Here is a 15,548-nt window from a genome sequence, read left to right as displayed (position 1 = left end):
CTCTCCAAAGCAAATCAACTGTCCGACAGGGGGATATCATAGCGGCCCTGCAAGTCTTGCTGGCGCATTTTAATGCCATTGTACTGGCCGGTCAGGTGTTGATAACCGGCGCGATAGCCCTGCTGCGGGGCCGCAAGGCCCAGGGACTGGCCCCAGGGCGTGGGCTGGCTGCCCGCATCTTCGAAACTGACACGCTGGATCAGCGTGCTGGTTTTCTTGGTTTTCTCACGACCGAATCCTGCAAAAGCGCCATCGGAGGCCTGGACCCCGGCAGTGGCACTCAGCATGGTCAACGCCAACATCAGCTTTTTGATCGCAGTCATGGTGTTACCTCATACGCGCAGGGCTGTGGTGTGTTGAGACCAGCCTACGCAAACGCCCCTGAACTCCCCCTGAACAGGCTCTGAACCTCGCCTGAACCGTTGCGGGCTATCCGGCGGCGCAGCAACTCGGCAAAATACCGCCCATGAATCCCCTACCCGCTTGCTGCACCCCACTCGATGCCCACTGGCCGCTGCCCGCCCCCTTGCCGGGCACGGTATTTCTCAGCACCCGGTTTGACCCGGCCTTGCTGGCTGACGGGGATTTCCAGCGCAGTGCCGTGCCGCCACCGCCGAGCATCCAGCGCTCGGTGGCCAAGCGCCAGGCCGAGTTTCTTGCCGGTCGACTGTGTGCCCGCGCTGCCCTGCAACGGCTGGATCACCTGGATTGTGTCCCGGCAATTGGCGACGACCGCGCACCGGTGTGGCCGGCGCATATCAGTGGCTCGATCACCCACAGCACCGGGCATGCCGCCGCGATTGTCGGGCACAAGGCGCAATGGCGCGGGCTGGGCATGGACCTGGAGAACATCCTGAGCCTGGAACGCGCGGAACGCCTGGCCGGGGAAATCCTGACCGCCGATGAACTGCAGCGCATGGCCGCCCTCCCTCGCGAACAGGTCGCCTTGCTGGTGACGCTGACGTTTTCGGCCAAGGAGAGCCTGTTCAAGGCGCTTTATCCGATCGTGCAGAAGCGCTTCTATTTCGAGCATGCCGAGGTGGTGGAGTGGTCAGAGGCCGGTCACCTGCGGCTGCGACTGCTGACGGATTTGTCCGAAGAGTGGTGCCATGGCAAGGAATTGAACGGGCAGTTTGCGCTGGATGACGGACAGCTGTTGAGCCTGGTGGCGGTAGGCGCCTGATAGGGCGATAGCACTATCAAGGCTTATCCTGGTCTCGCGGCCAACTGAGGCTAAAGCAAGCCCCACCCAAGTTGTTGCTCTTGCTGATCAACGCCCGCCCGCCGTGCCAATAAATGATCCGCCGCACAATCGACAACCCCAACCCATGCCCGCCAGAGGCGCGGGTACGGCTGTCATCCAGGCGCAGGAACGGCGTGAAAATGCGCTCCCAGGCACTCTCCGGCACACCGGGGCCATCATCTTCCACATCGATACGGCAGCGCACCTGCCCCACCTGGTAACTGATCAAGACCTGGCCCTGGGCGTGGCGCATGGCATTGCTCACCAGGTTTTGCAGGGCGCGGTGCAGATAGCGCGGTTCGGCGTCGACCCAGGCGTCATCCCAATGCGCCGAAGACAGGCAAATGCCCCGACTCACCGCGACTTGAGGGCGCAGTGGCGATAATTCGCCGATGACCTGATCGAGCAGCGCATCGAGGTCGACCCGTTGGAAATTCAGCTCCGGCGCGCCCTGCTCCAGGCGCGCATACGTGAGCATCTCATCCACCAGGCCATCGAGGTCCTGGATATCGCTGTCCATGCCTTCCAGGTATTTGCGCCGGGCGTCGGCGGTGGTCGCGTCGCCGAGCATCTCCAGGCCAAAGCGCAGGCGCGCTACCGGGGTGCGCAGCTCGTGGGACACCGCGCGCACCAGTTCGCGCTGGATGGCGAGCAATTGCTGCAAGTGCTCGGCCATGCCATTGAACGCCGCGGCCAGGCGCCCTACCGAGTCAGCACCCCGGGCTGGCACGCGCACCTCCAGGTTGCCCTTGGCGATACGCGTCGCGGCCGCTTCCAGGCCTTTGAGGCGCCGCTCCAGCTGACGCACCAATAGATAGACGATCAGGCCAATCAGGCTCAGGCCGATCAAGGCGATCAGGATCAGCCATTGCGCCGGGTAAGGGTTCATTTGAAACAGTGGGCCGATTTCCAGCACCCAGGGCGTGCCGACCATGCCGGCGAAGACGCGGATCGAATCGCCGCCCTTGCCCAGGGCCATCACCGTATCGCCTTCCGACACGCGGCGACGCTGGTCTTCGTCCATGTCGGCCTGGTCGAGGGCCACCAGGTGCATTTCGAAGCCAAAGCCCTTGGCTTCTTTTATAGCGGCCAGGCGTTGCGGCTGTTCGGCGACCGGGAAGCGCACCAGTTCGTCGGCCAGCAGGTAAATCGTCGCACGGGCCAGTTGTTCGCTGATCTGCTGCACTTCGCCGGTCAACACCAGTTGCTCCCGCTCACTGACCAGGCGCAGCACGCGTGCCGCATGGGGGCCGGTCTGTTCCACCAGGACCTGACCGCGTTGCAGGCGATTGCGCTGGCTGAGGTCCAACTGGGCGTCGCTGAGGGTGCGCAATTGCAGCGGGATACCGAGCAGGCGCTCCCACACCGCCAGGGCACGCTGACGCTCGATGGCGCTCATCGGCTGCAGGTTATCGCCCATCAGCGCGAAGGTGCCATGGGCCAGGCGCTCGCGGTATTGGCCGCTGCGCACCTCGTTGAGCAGGTGCAAGGCCAGCACGCCGAGCAACGCCACCAGGATCAGCGCCGCACACATGCCGCCATAGATGCGCAGGAAGATCGAGTTCACAGCGGCAGATCAGCGGCGGCTTCGGGGACGAACAGGTAGCCTTTGCTGCGAATGGTCTTGATCAGGCGCGGGTGGATCGGATCGTCGCCGATTTTCGGGCGGATCCGCGAGATGCGCACGTCGATGGAGCGGTCCTGGCCGTCATAGCCGATACCGCGCAGGGCGATAAAGATTTCTTCGCGGGACAGGATGCGCCCCGCATTCGCCACCAACAGCCACAGCAGGTCGAATTCGGCGCTGGTCAGTTCGATTTCGCCCGCGTGCAACCAGGCTTCGCGCAGGGCGTTGTCGACCACCAGCGGGCCGAACTGCAGGCGGCGCTGGTTCTCCACGGCGGCCGGCTCCGCCGGTTCGCTACGCCGCAGCAGGGCCTGGATGCGGGCCAGCAACAGGCGCGGCCGCACCGGTTTGCACACATAGTCGTCGGCGCCCATGTCCAGGCCGAGCACCTGGTCCATGTCGTCGGTACGCGCGGTGAGCATCAGGATCACGCCATCGTAGTGCTCGCGGACTTTACGGCAGATGCTCAGCCCGTCTTCCCCAGGCAACATCAGGTCGAGGATCACCAGGTCGGGTTGTGCGGCGATGATGCGTGCCGCCGCCAGGGCGCCGTCACTCTCGACCGAAACCCGCAGGCCATTACTCTCCAGGTAATCACGGGTCAACTCGGCCAATCGCTCGTCATCCTCGACAATCAATACCTGCCAGGCTTCCTGCTCCATGCGTGATCCTCGTTTTTATCAAGGGATTCGTCAGCCAGTGCAGTCAAAGGGGGGAGCGAGATTGCCCGCTCAACCTGTTTTATCTGCGCCCGGCATACCTTATTTGTAATGTTTTGAGGGCATAACAAACCCCGATTGTAGCCATGCCCCAACCCTCAAGCACAAGCCGGGAAATCCATTCGGTGATCGCATTTTTTTGTGATAGGGTTCGCGCCCTCAAAAATCCAATCGGCTGTTTTTATCTTGGAATATTCGGTGACAAACGGCTGAATCCAGCAGTACTGCGGCCTACACGGCTGTTCCACGTTTCATACACATTTTACCCACAGCGTTATCCACAGGTAGTGCGTTGCTAAGCCCCCCAAAACGCATTATCTTGTAGCTCGGCGCTAAAAAAACCCTACATGTAGGGTTTTGAGCGAAAAGACCCAACACAAATCAGACAAGAAACTCAAGCCCTTTCTTGCTCCTGTTTGGTCTAACCAAAGCATTTTTTGAAAGCCCACACCGCGCACGCGGATGGCAACCGTTTCACGCTTCAACAGCGCAAAACGGTACGGGTGTTGCAGCGCTTGAACCAGGCGACTGTCACCCAACAGGAATACGGCCAGAGGCTTTCACGCCTTGAACCGAAGACTTCGGCATGGAAGCGGCGCGAATAGCTCCCTTCCTCCTGTCCCGAAGTTGTTATGCCAGGCCAAAGGCCTGTTGTAAGTGCTTCAGGACGGAACGGTGGGCACCGAGATGGTGCCCAAATAAATATAGAATGTGGAGACAACCCCCCATGCAAACCGACACAACTCGCGAGAACCCGCAAGGCTCCGTGCCGCAGGCCGCTGATTCGAATCTGGATCTGTCCGCCACCGCGCCCGGCCAATTGCGTGTGATCAAGCGTAACGGCACTGTCGTTCCTTACACCGATGACAAAATCACCGTCGCCATCACCAAAGCGTTTCTTGCAGTTGAAGGCGGCACCGCTGCCGCTTCGTCGCGCATCCACGACACCGTTGCCCGCCTGACCGAACAAGTCACCGCGACCTTCAAGCGTCGCATGCCATCGGGCGGCACCATCCACATCGAAGAAATCCAGGACCAGGTCGAACTGGCCCTGATGCGTGCCGGCGAGCAGAAAGTCGCCCGTGACTACGTGATCTACCGTGACTCGCGCGCCAAGGAACGTGCCGTACGTTCCCCGGCTGAAGAAGCTGCTGTGCAAGCGCACCCGTCGATCCGCATCACCCTGGCCGACGGCAGCTTTGCCCCACTCGACCTGGGCCGCCTGAACACTATCATCACCGAGGCCTGCGAAGGCCTGGAAGAAGTCGACGGTGACCTGATCCAGCGCGAAACCCTGAAGAACCTGTACGACGGCGTGGCCCTGACCGACGTCAACACCGCCCTGGTGATGACCGCCCGTACCCTGGTTGAACGCGAGCCGAACTACTCGTTCGTGACCGCGCGCCTGCTGATGGACACCCTGCGTGCCGAAGGCCTGGGCTTCCTGAAAGTCGCCGACAGCGCCACCCACCACGAGATGGCCGACCTGTACGCCAAGGCCCTGCCGGCCTACATCGCCAAGGGTATCGAATTCGAATTGCTGAACCCGGTCCTGGCCACCTTCGACCTGGAAAAACTCGGCAAGGCGATCAACCACGAGCGCGACCAGCAGTTCACCTACCTGGGCCTGCAAACCCTGTACGACCGTTACTTCATCCACAAGGACGGTATCCGCTTCGAACTGCCGCAAGTCTTCTTCATGCGCGTGGCCATGGGCCTGGCGATCGAAGAGAAGCAGAAAGAAGACCGCGCCATCGAGTTCTACAACCTGCTGTCGTCCTTCGACTACATGTCGTCGACCCCGACCCTGTTCAACGCCGGCACCCTGCGTCCACAGCTGTCCAGCTGCTACCTGACCACCGTGCCGGATGACCTGTCGGGCATCTACCACGCGATCCACGACAACGCCATGTTGTCCAAATTCGCCGGCGGCCTGGGCAACGACTGGACCCCGGTGCGTGCACTGGGTTCGTACATCAAGGGCACCAACGGCAAGTCCCAGGGCGTTGTACCGTTCCTCAAAGTAGTGAACGACACCGCCGTCGCCGTGAACCAGGGTGGCAAGCGCAAAGGCGCTGTGTGTGCCTACCTGGAAACCTGGCACATGGACATTGAAGAGTTCATCGAGCTGCGCAAGAACACCGGTGATGACCGTCGTCGTACCCACGACATGAACACCGCCAACTGGATCCCTGACCTGTTCATGAAGCGCGTCTTCGATGACGGCAAGTGGACCCTGTTCTCGCCCTCCGAAGTCCCGGACCTGCACGACCTGACCGGCAAGGCCTTCGAAGAGCGCTACGAGTACTACGAAGCCCTCACCGAGTACCCAGGCAAGGTCAAGCTGTTCAAGACCATCCAGGCCAAAGACCTGTGGCGCAAAATGCTGTCCATGCTGTTTGAAACCGGCCACCCATGGCTGACCTTCAAAGACCCGTGCAACCTGCGCAGCCCGCAGCAGCACGTCGGCGTGGTCCACAGCTCGAACCTGTGCACCGAGATCACCTTGAACACCAACAAGGACGAGATCGCCGTTTGCAACCTGGGCTCGATCAACCTGCCGAACCACATCGTCAACGGCAAGCTGGACACCGCCAAACTGGAACGCACCGTCAACACCGCCGTTCGCATGCTCGATAACGTGATCGACATCAACTACTACTCGGTGCCACAGGCGCAGAACTCCAACTTCAAGCACCGTCCGGTTGGCCTGGGCATCATGGGCTTCCAGGATGCGCTGTACCTGCAGCACATTCCTTACGGTTCGGATGCTGCGGTCGAGTTCGCCGACAAGTCCATGGAAGCGGTCAGCTACTACGCGATCCAGGCCTCCTGCGACCTGGCCGACGAGCGCGGTGCCTACGAGACGTTCCAGGGTTCGCTGTGGTCCAAAGGCATCCTGCCGCTGGACTCGCAACAGATCCTGATCGAAGCCCGTGGCCAGAAGTACATCGATGTCGACCTGAACGAATCCCTGGACTGGGCGCCAGTACGTGCCCGTGTGCAGAAAGGCATTCGTAACTCCAACATCATGGCCATCGCACCGACCGCGACCATCGCCAACATCACCGGCGTATCGCAGTCGATCGAACCGACCTACCAGAACCTGTATGTGAAATCGAACCTGTCGGGCGAATTCACCGTGATCAACCCGTACCTGGTTCGCGACCTCAAGGCCCGTGGCCTGTGGGACTCGGTCATGATCAACGACCTGAAGTACTACGACGGTTCGGTGCAGCAGATCGAACGCATCCCGCAAGAACTCAAAGAGCTCTACGCGACTGCCTTCGAAGTGGACACCAAGTGGATCGTGGACGCCGCCAGCCGTCGCCAGAAGTGGATCGACCAGGCTCAGTCGCTGAACCTGTACATCGCCGGCGCATCGGGCAAGAAGCTCGACGTGACCTACCGCATGGCTTGGTACCGTGGCCTGAAAACCACTTACTACCTCCGTGCCCTGGCCGCGACCAGCACCGAGAAGTCGACCATCAACACCGGCAAGCTGAACGCTGTGTCCAGCGGTAACCACGGTGATGATTCGGTGCTCGCCGCCCCGGCCGGCCCGGCGCCAGTGCCAAAGGCCTGCGCGATTGACGAGCCGGATTGCGAAGCTTGCCAATAAGCTGAACCCGCCTTGGGGCTAACCCCCCAAGGCTGAAAAGCCCTCGATACACTCAACGTGTATCGGGGGCTTTTTTTTGCCCGGCAAGACCCTCGTACGAGACTAGATCAACACGGTGGCAGTACCCGATGCAGGCACACCGCCTCGCTGCCCCCACAGCTCAATGCGGCCGTTAATCACCGCCATCGAATGGCCGTCGTACTCCACCGTCCCGACCTTGCTGTTTCTCAAGTCGGCATCGGTCGCCGGCCTGTAAAGCCCCTTCAATCCCAAGCGATCCAAGCCTTCCCGGGAGTACTCCCCATCGTTGAGGCTCTTCATGGCAGCGCTGAAACTGCGCCCCGCCGTACCGTCGTTGTTTTCCATCTGGGCCCGCTTGGCGCTCGCGGCAAACATGAAGTTGGCAGACGTTATCATCGAAGGATCATCGCCCTCGAATCGGGCTTCCTTCGCCGCCTCCTTGAGTTCTCCCTTGGAAAAATGAACCTTGTACCCATCGCGCATCGTCACGTCATAGCCATCGCCCGCCTCTTTGACCTCCTTGAACACATCCGTAGGCTCCTTGCCATACCGCATCATGGAGGCCTTTATTGCGGAAACCGTCACGCAATTGCCGTCAGGCCCTTGCTTGAAACCACTCCAGATATTGCCCGGTTCTTTACCGGATCCCGGCTTTTGCCCGGGGTTGCTGTTATCAGGCTTGTAGTTGAAATAATTCTTCCCGTCCGTGTAAGGCTTGTTGGACATTTTTTCGGCAGGGCCAAACCCCGCAGGGTTCACTCTACCGCCGCCCCCACCCCCTCCTCCGCCACCTCCCGGCGATGGCGTATCCGGTGGCGTGACATCATCCGCATCGGGAAACCACTCCTTCAGCAGCCGCTTGAGAAGCTCAAGGTACTTGCTATCGGCTTCTTCGCTGAGCTTCTTAAGGATCTCCTTGAATTTTTCATCACCCAACTTCTCACGCAGTTCACTCAATTTGTTGCGCAAGTCCTGGACCGACTGGGTTTTGCCGTCTTTCTCGGCGTCGAACAGTTGTTGGAGCAATGACTTGACCGTTGATACTTGAGCAGCGGGTTCAACTGGCGGCGAATCACCTCGCGCAACGCCAGGCACAGAGGCCATACGCCCCACCCCCGGGGCAGATACTCCTGAGCTCCACATCTTTGGCACTCCCACTGATTGGTGAGCCGACAAGGCTCTTGACCATCAGTGGCAAGACAGGAATGGAGTGTTCCTTCCCCAGAAATTCAACGAGTAACCTGTAGTGTCATGGGTTATTTTCCTACGCCCACAAAAAAGCCCCTCCTACGAGGGGCTTCTTGTCGAGCGCTTAAACATCAGGTCATCTGAATGATGGTCTGCATGATGGTGCTCTGGGTGGAGATGGTCTTGGCGTTCGCCTGGTAGTTGCTCTGGGCCTTGATCAGGTCCACCAGCTCGTTGGTCAGGTTGACGTTGGAGTTCTCCAGCGAGTTGGCCACGATCGAACCCAAGGTCCCGGCTTGCGGGCTGTCATAACCCGGCTGGCCCGAGGCGAAGGTCTCTCTCCAGGTGGTGCCGCCGGAGGGCTGCAGGCCCTGTTCGTTGTTGAAGCTGGCCAGGGAGATCTGGCCGATAGCCTTGCTCTGCTGGTTGCTGAACGTGGCGAACAGTACGCCGCTGCCGTCGATTTTCAGGCCGGTGATCTGGCCGGTGGCGTAGCCATCGGTGACCGGCGGGTTGCGGTAGCTGGCGGAGTTGTACTGGGTGATGTTACCCATGTTGACGGCAATACCGCCGGTGTTGGCAGCAGCACCGTTGTCCTTCCAAACGCCATCGACCAGGCCGCCCGGCTTCCAGTCGTCAATGGTCATGGTAGTGTCCTTGACGTTGGCGCCGACAATTTTTTCGAGCTTGCCAGAGGTATCAAAGGTCAGCGTAGACGGCACTGGGGCAACGGCACCGGAACCGCTGATCGGCGTGCCATCCGGGTTACGGCCGTCAATCAGCGTGTAGGACTGCCAGATGTTGCCATCGGTTTTAACCATGTACTGCACCATCGAGTGGGCGTTGCCCTGGGTATCGTAGAGCGTGGTGGAGTACTGGGTGTTGAAGCTGTCGGTCTTGGTCGGATCGAACGGGTGGTCCGTCTGATTGATCGGCAGGTCCGAAGAGTTCAGGTTACTGGTGGAGTCCACTTTGGTGGACGCCTTCGGCGGCAGGTTCGCCAGGTTCAGCTGCAGGTCGACCAGGCCACCCTTGACGATTTTGCCATCGGCATCCGCCGCGTAGCCTTGCAGGCGCGAAGTACCGGTGTTGTTAGTGATGTAGCCGTCTTTGTCGGCACGGAACGCACCGCTGCGGGTGTATTCCAGCGAGCCGTCGCTGCCCTTCTGCACGAAGAAGCCGCCACCCTGGATCGCCATGTCCAGGATACCGCCGCTGTTGTTGACGTCACCCTGGGTGAACTGTTGCGACACAGCCGCCAGGTTCACACCGTTGCCGATGCTGTTCTGGCCGGTGCCCAGTTTGGAAGCGGCGTAGATGTCCGCGAATTCCGCACGGGACGACTTGAAGCCAGTGGTCGCGACGTTGGCGATGTTGTTGCCGGTCACGTCCAGTTGTTTGTTGGCCGCATAGAGGCCGCTAAGGCCGATATTAAAAGACATGTTTCTCTCCCTCTGCCGTATTTAGCCGGCTCTATGTACCGATAGTCTGAATTTGCGACAGCTTGACGCTGCCCATGCCACCTGCAAGGTTCAACAGCATTTCGCCGCCGGTCTTGCTCAACGTCACGCTGGTCACCGTCGCGGGCAGCGAGGTCGCCAGGGCTACCGAGTCGCCCTTGTCATTTTTAGTGGTGGCCGCGAAGGTGTAGGTACCTGCGGGGGCCACTTCACCTTTGTCGTTCTTGCCGTCCCAGATGAAGTCGGAGTTACCCGCGCTCTGGGCGCCCATGTCGATGGTGCGCACCACGTTGCCATCTTTGTCAGTGATCTTGATGGAGACGTTACCCACCGCAGAGGTCACCGCGACCGAACCGGTCATGCTCTTGCTTGTATCCACCAGGGCCTTGTCGGTCTGGGTGATGATCGAGCGCCCGACCAGCGACGATGCCTGCAGCGCTTGCGAGGAGCTGAAGTTGCTCGAGATCGCATTCACCGAGTCGTTCAGGGTGTTGATGCCTTCCAGGCTGCTGAACTGCGCCAACTGGGCCACGAACGCGCCGTTGTCCTGGGGCGACAGCGGGTTCTGGTTTTTCAGCTGGGTCACCAGCAGTTGCAGGAATGCATCCTTGCCCAGCGATTGGTTGCCCGTCGCTGCCTTGGAGGCGTCACCGACGCTGCTGTTATCTGTGGCGGTCTTGACCTTGGAGTTGAAAAGGTCCTGGACTGCCGTGTTGTTTGTCGTATCAACGATGGCCATTAGTGGCGCCCCTTATCACTGACCCAGGGTCAGGACCTTCTGCATCATGGTTTTGGCGGTGTTCATCATTTCCGCGTTGGTCTGGAACGAGCGGCTGGCGGAGATCATGTCTGCCATTTCCTCGACCACATTGACGTTCGGGTAGTAGACGTAGCCTTTTTCGTTCGCCGCCGGGTGATTCGGCTCGTAGCGGGCCTCCAGATTGCTCTGGTCTTCCACTACACCGAGCACCTGCACGCCGGAGCCTGCAGCGCCCTGGTCCTGGAACAGCGAATCGCTGCCGCCGCTCTGGCCGCCCTGGAACATGGTGGCGAACACCGGGTGACGGGCGCGGTAGGTCTGGTCAATGCTCGACGACACGGTCTCGGCGTTGGCGATGTTACTGGCGACGGTGTTCAAACGCGTGGTCTGCGCGCTCATGCCACTGCCGGCAATATTGAAAACACTGGACAGGGACATGGCTTACTCTCCACGCAGGGCTGACATCAGCCCTTTGAATTTACTGTTGAGCAGGGTGAAGCTGGCCTGGAAGTTCACCGAGTTCTCGGCGTAGGCCGATTGCTCCAGCTGGGCGTCGACGGTGTTCTGGTCGATCGATGGCTGCATCGGCGTGCGATACAGCAGCGACTCGTCACCATTGCCCAGGCCTTGCGCTTCGATATGACGGCTGTTGGTCATGTTCAAGGCGAAGGTGCCGTTCTTGGTCTTGTCCTGCTGTGCGGCGAGCACGGCGGAGAAGTCCAGGTCCCGAGCCTTGTAGTTCGGGGTGTCGGCGTTGGCAATGTTGTTGGCCAGGACTTCGGCACGCTGGGCGCGGAAGCCCAGGGCTTGTTCGTGGATACCGAGCGCTTTATCGAAGCTGATGCTCATGGCGGAAACCTTTAGGCTGACCTGCTGTTCGTTAACAGGGTTATAGCAAGGCTCATGCCAATCCGGGCAAGGCCCGTATATCAAGGGTTTCGGAGGGTGGTTGCCGACGGCAATGCCAGAAAAGCGGCAAGCGGTTTCCGCGTGGCGCCAGTAAAGCGGCAATCGAGGTTGCCGCTTTCAGGAGATTTGCCGCATAACAATGGTGGGTGCGGGCTTGTGTGGGAGCAGGGCTTGCCCGCAATGCAGGCTCCTCGGTTTTTCAGTCACTACGAGGTGCTGCTTCGCAGGCAAGCCAGCTCCCACACAAGCCAGGCTCCCACATTGATCCTACTTGGCCTGGTAGATGATCCCAGGACTGCACTGCACCATCTGATAATGATCAGGCAGGCCGTTCAGCGCTTCGGATGCGCCGAGGAACAGATAACCACCACGCTTGAGCGTGCCGTGGATGCGCAACAGGATGTCTTTCTTCACTTCGGCCGAGAAGTAGATCAGCACGTTGCGGCAGAACACCATGTCGAACTTGCCCAGGCTGGCGTAGCTGTCGAGCAGGTTGAACGAGCGAAACTCCACGCGGCTCTTGATCGGCGCCTTGACCGCCCAACGCCCGGCCCCTTTCGGGTCGAAGTAACGCTGCAGGCGCTCCTGTGACAAGCCACGGCCAAGGGCCAGGCTGTCGTACTCGCCGGTCTTGCAGTTGGTGAGCATGGTGCCGGACAGGTCAGTGGCGACAATTTGCGCACCGGCCTTGAGTTGGCCCATGTTGGTCCGCTCGAACTCATCGATGGACATCGAGATCGAGTACGGTTCCTGCCCCGATGAGCAGGCCGCCGACCAGATGCGCAGGCGCTGGCCCGGGCTGGCCTTGATGGCTTCCGGCAGCACCTTGCTCTTGAGCACTTCAAACGGATAGGTGTCGCGAAACCACAAGGTTTCGTTGGTGGTCATGGCATCGACCACCATTTCCTTGAGCCCGCTGCGCGGCTGGCCCTGGATGCGCTGGACCAACTCGCCCAGCGACTTGATGCCCTGCTGTTCCATCAGTTTGTTGAGACGGCTGGATACCAGGTACTGCTTGTTCTCACCGAGCAATATGCCACAGGCTTTTTCCAGGAAGACCCGGAACTGTTCGAAATCCAAATTACCCGTAGACAATGATACCGCCTCTTAAATCGTGTGACCGCCAGGGGACATCCCCTAGCCGTGATCTGCTGCCTTGATCCGGTCGACTACCCGGGCTGCCAGGTCATCAGGGCGGAATTTGGCCAGGAAGTCATCGGCACCGACTTTCTTGACCATCGCCTGATTGAATACACCCGACAAGGAAGTATGCAGGATGATATGCAATTTTTGCATGCGTGGGTCATTGCGTATCTCGGCCGTGAGGGTGTAGCCGTCCATTTCCGGCATCTCGATGTCAGAGATCATCATCAAGAATTCTTCTTCCGGCTTCTTGCCTTCGTCCACCAGCTTGCGCAGGTAATCCAGCGCCTGGCGACCATCATTGAGCGCCACCACTTCCACACCGACGGTCTGCAGGCAACGGGTCACCTGCTTGCGCGCCACCGAGGAGTCGTCCACCGTCAGCACACGCAAGGAAATCGCCTTGTGTGCCGTCTCGGCGTCCACCACGCCCACGGAAATCGATTCCGAGGTCGGCGCCACTTCGGCGAGGATCTTCTCCACGTCGATGATTTCCACCAACTGGTTATCGACCCGCGTCACCGCCGTGAGGTAGTGATCGCGGCCGGTGCCCTTGGGCGGCGGATGGATCTCTTCCCAGTTCATGTTGACGATGCGCTCCACCGAGCGCACCAGGAAACCCTGGGTCTTGGTGTTGTACTCGGTAATGATCACGAACGGATTCTCGCGGTCCTGCAGGGCCGGCGAACCGGTGGCCAGCGCCAGGTCGAGAATCGGGATGGTCGCGCCGCGGATGTTGGCGACGCCGCACACCACGGGACTGGACTTGGGCATGATCGTCAGCTTGGGGCACTGCAACACTTCCCGCACCTTGAACACGTTGATGCCATACAACTGTTTGCCATCCAGGCGAAAAAGCAACAACTCCAGGCGATTCTGCCCTACCAGCTGTGTCCGCTGGTTTACTGAATCCATTACTCCTGCCATGCCTTTACTCCTACGCTAAAACCTTTGGCCTGTTCCCTAAAGGGCAGACGCGCACCCAACACTAAACGGCACGAGCTTTGCAATTTACAGATCATGGATATTAAAACGACAGTTTCCCGACGCCCCGGCTCCCCACGGTACTGCAGATTGCTCTGCGTCTCGATGGCATTGCTCGCCTTGAGCCTGGGAACCACGGCCCGCGCCGATAACGTCACATTGCCTGATCTACTTATCGGCGTCACTCAGGGCTTTCTTGAGTTCACTGTAGAAGATTATCTGGCGACCACCCAGACGCCCGGGCGTTATGAAATCCAGGTCAGCCAGCTCGATCCGCGCCTGCGCATGCCAATGTGCGACAAGGAATTGACAGCCACCCTGGAAAGTCCCGCCCAGCCCATCGGCCGCGTGACGGTGAAAGTTCGCTGCGAAGGCGCCTCGCCCTGGACCGTGTTCGTGCCGGCGCAGGTCAAATTGTTCCGGGATGTGGTGGTGGTGGCCCGCCCGCTGAAACGCACTGGCATCATCGGTTTCGAGGACGTTGTCCTACGCGAACGCGACATCAGCATGATCAATCAGGGCTACCTGACCTCCCTCGACCAGGCCGTCGGACAAAAATTGACCCGACCAGTGGTCACCGACCAGGTCATTACCCTGGTGCACCTGGAGCAGGCGGAGGTGATCCGCAAGGGCGACCAGGTGGTGATTTCCGCCAGCAGCGGCGCGCTGCAGGTAAAGATGCCAGGCGAGGCGCTGTCCAATGGCGGCATGAGCGAGCAGATCCGGGTGAAGAACCTCAACTCGAACCGGGTGATCAAGGCGCGGGTGACGGCACCCGGTCAAGTGGAGGTGGCTCTATAGACCGCTGGTATCGGACGCCGGCTTTTCCTACACTGTGGGTTGGGTGCCGGCCTGTGCAGTTTATTGTCAATTGCGCCTAAAGTTTGTCCGGGTATGGCCGAAAACATGGCAAGCGTCCAAATACCCAGAGGTTTTTTATCATGGTCATCGATTTCAGTCGTTTGAATAACACCCCGGCAACGTCAGGCCCTACGCGTACCAGCGGTACCAAGGACAGCGTAGAAGCCAAGGCCCAGCCACTGCCCGCGAAGGCAGAACAGGCGAGCGCCAGCCAGAGCGGGGAATCCGTACACCTGAGCAATGAGGCTCAACAGTTGCAGAAGGTCACTGACTCGCTGCGCGATCAACCGGTAGTCAATAAAGCCCGCGTGGCCGAATTGAAACAGGCAATCGCCGATGGCAGCTATAAAGTCGACAGCAACCGTGTAGCCAGCAAGCTGCTTAATTTCGAAGCCGAGCGCTAGGCAAAGGCCTGCGCCGGGCTTTTGGACGCTTAAACCCCAAGGCCAGCCATGCATCACGACGAACATTTGCTTCAACTGATCATTGATGATCTAGCGCCGACGCAACACTTGCTCGAGCTGCTGAAAGAAGAATCCCTGGCACTCTTCGGCCGGGACATGCCCTTGCTGGAAGAAATTCTGGCGCGCAAACAATCGCTGATTGTCCTGCTGGAACAGCACGGCAAAAAACGCAGCGAAATCCTCATCAGCCTTGGCCTGCCGGCAGACCATGATGGCCTGGCACAATTGGCCAGCCACTCCTCGGTCGGCGATCAATTGCTGGCCCAGAGCAAAGAACTCAATCAATTGCTCGCCCAGTGCCAGGAAGCCAACCTGCTCAACGGTCAGTCGATCCAGCTTCAGCAAGCTACGACCGCCAACCAGTTGCGTATACTTCACGGCGGTGAGCCTCCGGCGCTTTACAACGCCCAGGGATCCACCTCGCGCCTGGTCAAGCCAAGCACCCGCAGCCAAGCCTGATGCCCGTTTACCGCGCGGCCTATCCAAGTCGCGCCACATACTGGCAAAATGCCTGCTCTTGCGTGTAGTCGTATTTTGTCTGGAGATG

The 15,548-nt window shown here is 59.8% G+C and carries 15 protein-coding genes; 5 read left to right on the top strand and 10 right to left on the bottom strand.

Translation table 11 applies throughout. From position 1 onward, the window contains the following. Positions 1-14: 14 nt before the first annotated feature. A complete protein-coding gene (locus tag NTD80_RS09920) occupies positions 15-323 on the bottom strand; it encodes a hypothetical protein (RefSeq protein ID WP_120449557.1) in 309 nt (102 codons plus the stop codon). A 143-nt stretch (positions 324-466) separates the two neighbouring features. Between NTD80_RS09920 and NTD80_RS09915 the strand changes: the two genes are divergently transcribed. Next, a complete protein-coding gene (locus tag NTD80_RS09915; protein ID WP_262133372.1) occupies positions 467-1,183 on the top strand; it encodes a 4'-phosphopantetheinyl transferase in 717 nt (238 codons plus the stop codon). 16 nt (positions 1,184-1,199) lie between these two features. On the opposite strand, the gene NTD80_RS09910 is transcribed toward NTD80_RS09915, so the two are convergent. Both NTD80_RS09910 and NTD80_RS09905 read right to left on the bottom strand, forming a co-directional pair. Beyond that, positions 1,200-2,810: an ATP-binding protein gene (locus NTD80_RS09910; protein WP_262133371.1), complete on the bottom strand. Its 1,611-nt coding sequence runs from the start codon at positions 2,808-2,810 to the stop codon at positions 1,200-1,202. Beyond that, a complete protein-coding gene (locus NTD80_RS09905) occupies positions 2,807-3,532 on the bottom strand; it encodes a response regulator (protein ID WP_262133370.1) in 726 nt (241 codons plus the stop codon). The genes NTD80_RS09910 and NTD80_RS09905 overlap by 4 nt, the downstream gene beginning before the upstream one ends. A 784-nt stretch (positions 3,533-4,316) precedes the next feature. On the opposite strand from NTD80_RS09905, the gene NTD80_RS09900 reads away from it, so the two are divergent. Beyond that, positions 4,317-7,211: a ribonucleoside-diphosphate reductase subunit alpha gene (locus NTD80_RS09900; RefSeq protein WP_065909250.1), complete on the top strand. Its 2,895-nt coding sequence runs from the start codon at positions 4,317-4,319 to the stop codon at positions 7,209-7,211. A 102-nt stretch (positions 7,212-7,313) separates the two neighbouring features. Here NTD80_RS09900 and NTD80_RS09895 read toward each other — a convergent pair whose 3' ends face one another. The 7 genes from NTD80_RS09895 to NTD80_RS09865 all read right to left on the bottom strand — a co-directional run bounded on the left by NTD80_RS09895 (position 7,314) and on the right by NTD80_RS09865 (position 13,619). After that, complete coding sequence (locus NTD80_RS09895; protein WP_262133369.1) at positions 7,314-8,336, bottom strand: hypothetical protein; 1,023 nt, start codon at positions 8,334-8,336, stop codon at positions 7,314-7,316. Positions 8,337-8,551: 215 nt separating this feature from the next. After that, on the bottom strand, positions 8,552-9,862 hold the full coding sequence (flgE, locus tag NTD80_RS09890) for a flagellar hook protein FlgE (protein WP_262133368.1): 1,311 nt from the start codon (positions 9,860-9,862) through the stop codon (positions 8,552-8,554). A gap of 31 nt (positions 9,863-9,893) precedes the next feature. Beyond that, positions 9,894-10,619, bottom strand: a complete 726-nt coding sequence (flgD, locus tag NTD80_RS09885; RefSeq protein ID WP_065909244.1) for a flagellar hook assembly protein FlgD — start codon at positions 10,617-10,619, stop codon at positions 9,894-9,896. Between the two features lie 15 nt (positions 10,620-10,634). Continuing rightward, a complete protein-coding gene (gene flgC, locus NTD80_RS09880; RefSeq protein WP_015885456.1) occupies positions 10,635-11,078 on the bottom strand; it encodes a flagellar basal body rod protein FlgC in 444 nt (147 codons plus the stop codon). 3 nt (positions 11,079-11,081) lie between these two features. Then, positions 11,082-11,489 (bottom strand): flagellar basal body rod protein FlgB, encoded by a 408-nt coding sequence (flgB, locus tag NTD80_RS09875; protein ID WP_003214246.1) that lies wholly within the window; start codon positions 11,487-11,489, stop codon positions 11,082-11,084. 327 nt (positions 11,490-11,816) lie between these two features. Further along, complete coding sequence (cheR, locus tag NTD80_RS09870; RefSeq protein ID WP_016979774.1) at positions 11,817-12,644, bottom strand: protein-glutamate O-methyltransferase CheR; 828 nt, start codon at positions 12,642-12,644, stop codon at positions 11,817-11,819. 42 nt (positions 12,645-12,686) lie between these two features. Then, the gene (locus tag NTD80_RS09865; RefSeq protein WP_106802849.1) at positions 12,687-13,619 is read right to left on the bottom strand and encodes a chemotaxis protein CheV; all 933 of its coding nucleotides are present in this window, start codon (positions 13,617-13,619) and stop codon (positions 12,687-12,689) included. A 93-nt stretch (positions 13,620-13,712) separates the two neighbouring features. On the opposite strand from NTD80_RS09865, the gene flgA reads away from it, so the two are divergent. The 3 genes from flgA (at position 13,713) to NTD80_RS09850 (ending at position 15,460) form a co-directional block, all read left to right on the top strand. Further along, positions 13,713-14,477: a flagellar basal body P-ring formation chaperone FlgA gene (flgA, locus tag NTD80_RS09860; protein WP_262133367.1), complete on the top strand. Its 765-nt coding sequence runs from the start codon at positions 13,713-13,715 to the stop codon at positions 14,475-14,477. Positions 14,478-14,617: 140 nt separating this feature from the next. After that, entirely contained in the window at positions 14,618-14,941 is a 324-nt protein-coding gene (gene flgM / locus NTD80_RS09855; RefSeq protein WP_065909237.1) for a flagellar biosynthesis anti-sigma factor FlgM, read from the top strand. A 48-nt stretch (positions 14,942-14,989) separates the two neighbouring features. Next, positions 14,990-15,460 (top strand): flagella synthesis protein FlgN, encoded by a 471-nt coding sequence (locus NTD80_RS09850; protein ID WP_065909236.1) that lies wholly within the window; start codon positions 14,990-14,992, stop codon positions 15,458-15,460. The last annotated feature ends 88 nt before the right edge of the window (positions 15,461-15,548 follow it).

Source organism: Pseudomonas sp. 13B_2.1_Bac1 (genome assembly GCF_025466155.1).
GTDB lineage: Bacteria > Pseudomonadota > Gammaproteobacteria > Pseudomonadales > Pseudomonadaceae > Aquipseudomonas > Aquipseudomonas aylmerensis.
This window is presented reverse-complemented; position numbering and strand designations above follow the sequence as displayed.

Excerpts from the sequence above, each read along its gene's own strand:
- NTD80_RS09900 (WP_065909250.1), top strand. The coding sequence starts at position 4,317 with ATGCAAACCGACACAACTCGCGAGAACCCGCAAGGCTCCGTGCCGCAG.
- flgE (WP_262133368.1), bottom strand. The coding sequence starts at position 9,862 with ATGTCTTTTAATATCGGCCTTAGCGGCCTCTATGCGGCCAACAAACAA.
- NTD80_RS09905 (WP_262133370.1), bottom strand. The coding sequence starts at position 3,532 with ATGGAGCAGGAAGCCTGGCAGGTATTGATTGTCGAGGATGACGAGCGA.
- NTD80_RS09895 (WP_262133369.1), bottom strand. The coding sequence starts at position 8,336 with ATGGCCTCTGTGCCTGGCGTTGCGCGAGGTGATTCGCCGCCAGTTGAA.
- NTD80_RS09920 (WP_120449557.1), bottom strand. The coding sequence starts at position 323 with ATGACTGCGATCAAAAAGCTGATGTTGGCGTTGACCATGCTGAGTGCC.
- flgD (WP_065909244.1), bottom strand. The coding sequence starts at position 10,619 with ATGGCCATCGTTGATACGACAAACAACACGGCAGTCCAGGACCTTTTC.
- NTD80_RS09865 (WP_106802849.1), bottom strand. The coding sequence starts at position 13,619 with ATGGCAGGAGTAATGGATTCAGTAAACCAGCGGACACAGCTGGTAGGG.
- flgM (WP_065909237.1), top strand. The coding sequence starts at position 14,618 with ATGGTCATCGATTTCAGTCGTTTGAATAACACCCCGGCAACGTCAGGC.
- NTD80_RS09915 (WP_262133372.1), top strand. The coding sequence starts at position 467 with ATGAATCCCCTACCCGCTTGCTGCACCCCACTCGATGCCCACTGGCCG.
- flgC (WP_015885456.1), bottom strand. The coding sequence starts at position 11,078 with ATGTCCCTGTCCAGTGTTTTCAATATTGCCGGCAGTGGCATGAGCGCG.
- flgA (WP_262133367.1), top strand. The coding sequence starts at position 13,713 with ATGGATATTAAAACGACAGTTTCCCGACGCCCCGGCTCCCCACGGTAC.
- NTD80_RS09850 (WP_065909236.1), top strand. The coding sequence starts at position 14,990 with ATGCATCACGACGAACATTTGCTTCAACTGATCATTGATGATCTAGCG.
- flgB (WP_003214246.1), bottom strand. The coding sequence starts at position 11,489 with ATGAGCATCAGCTTCGATAAAGCGCTCGGTATCCACGAACAAGCCCTG.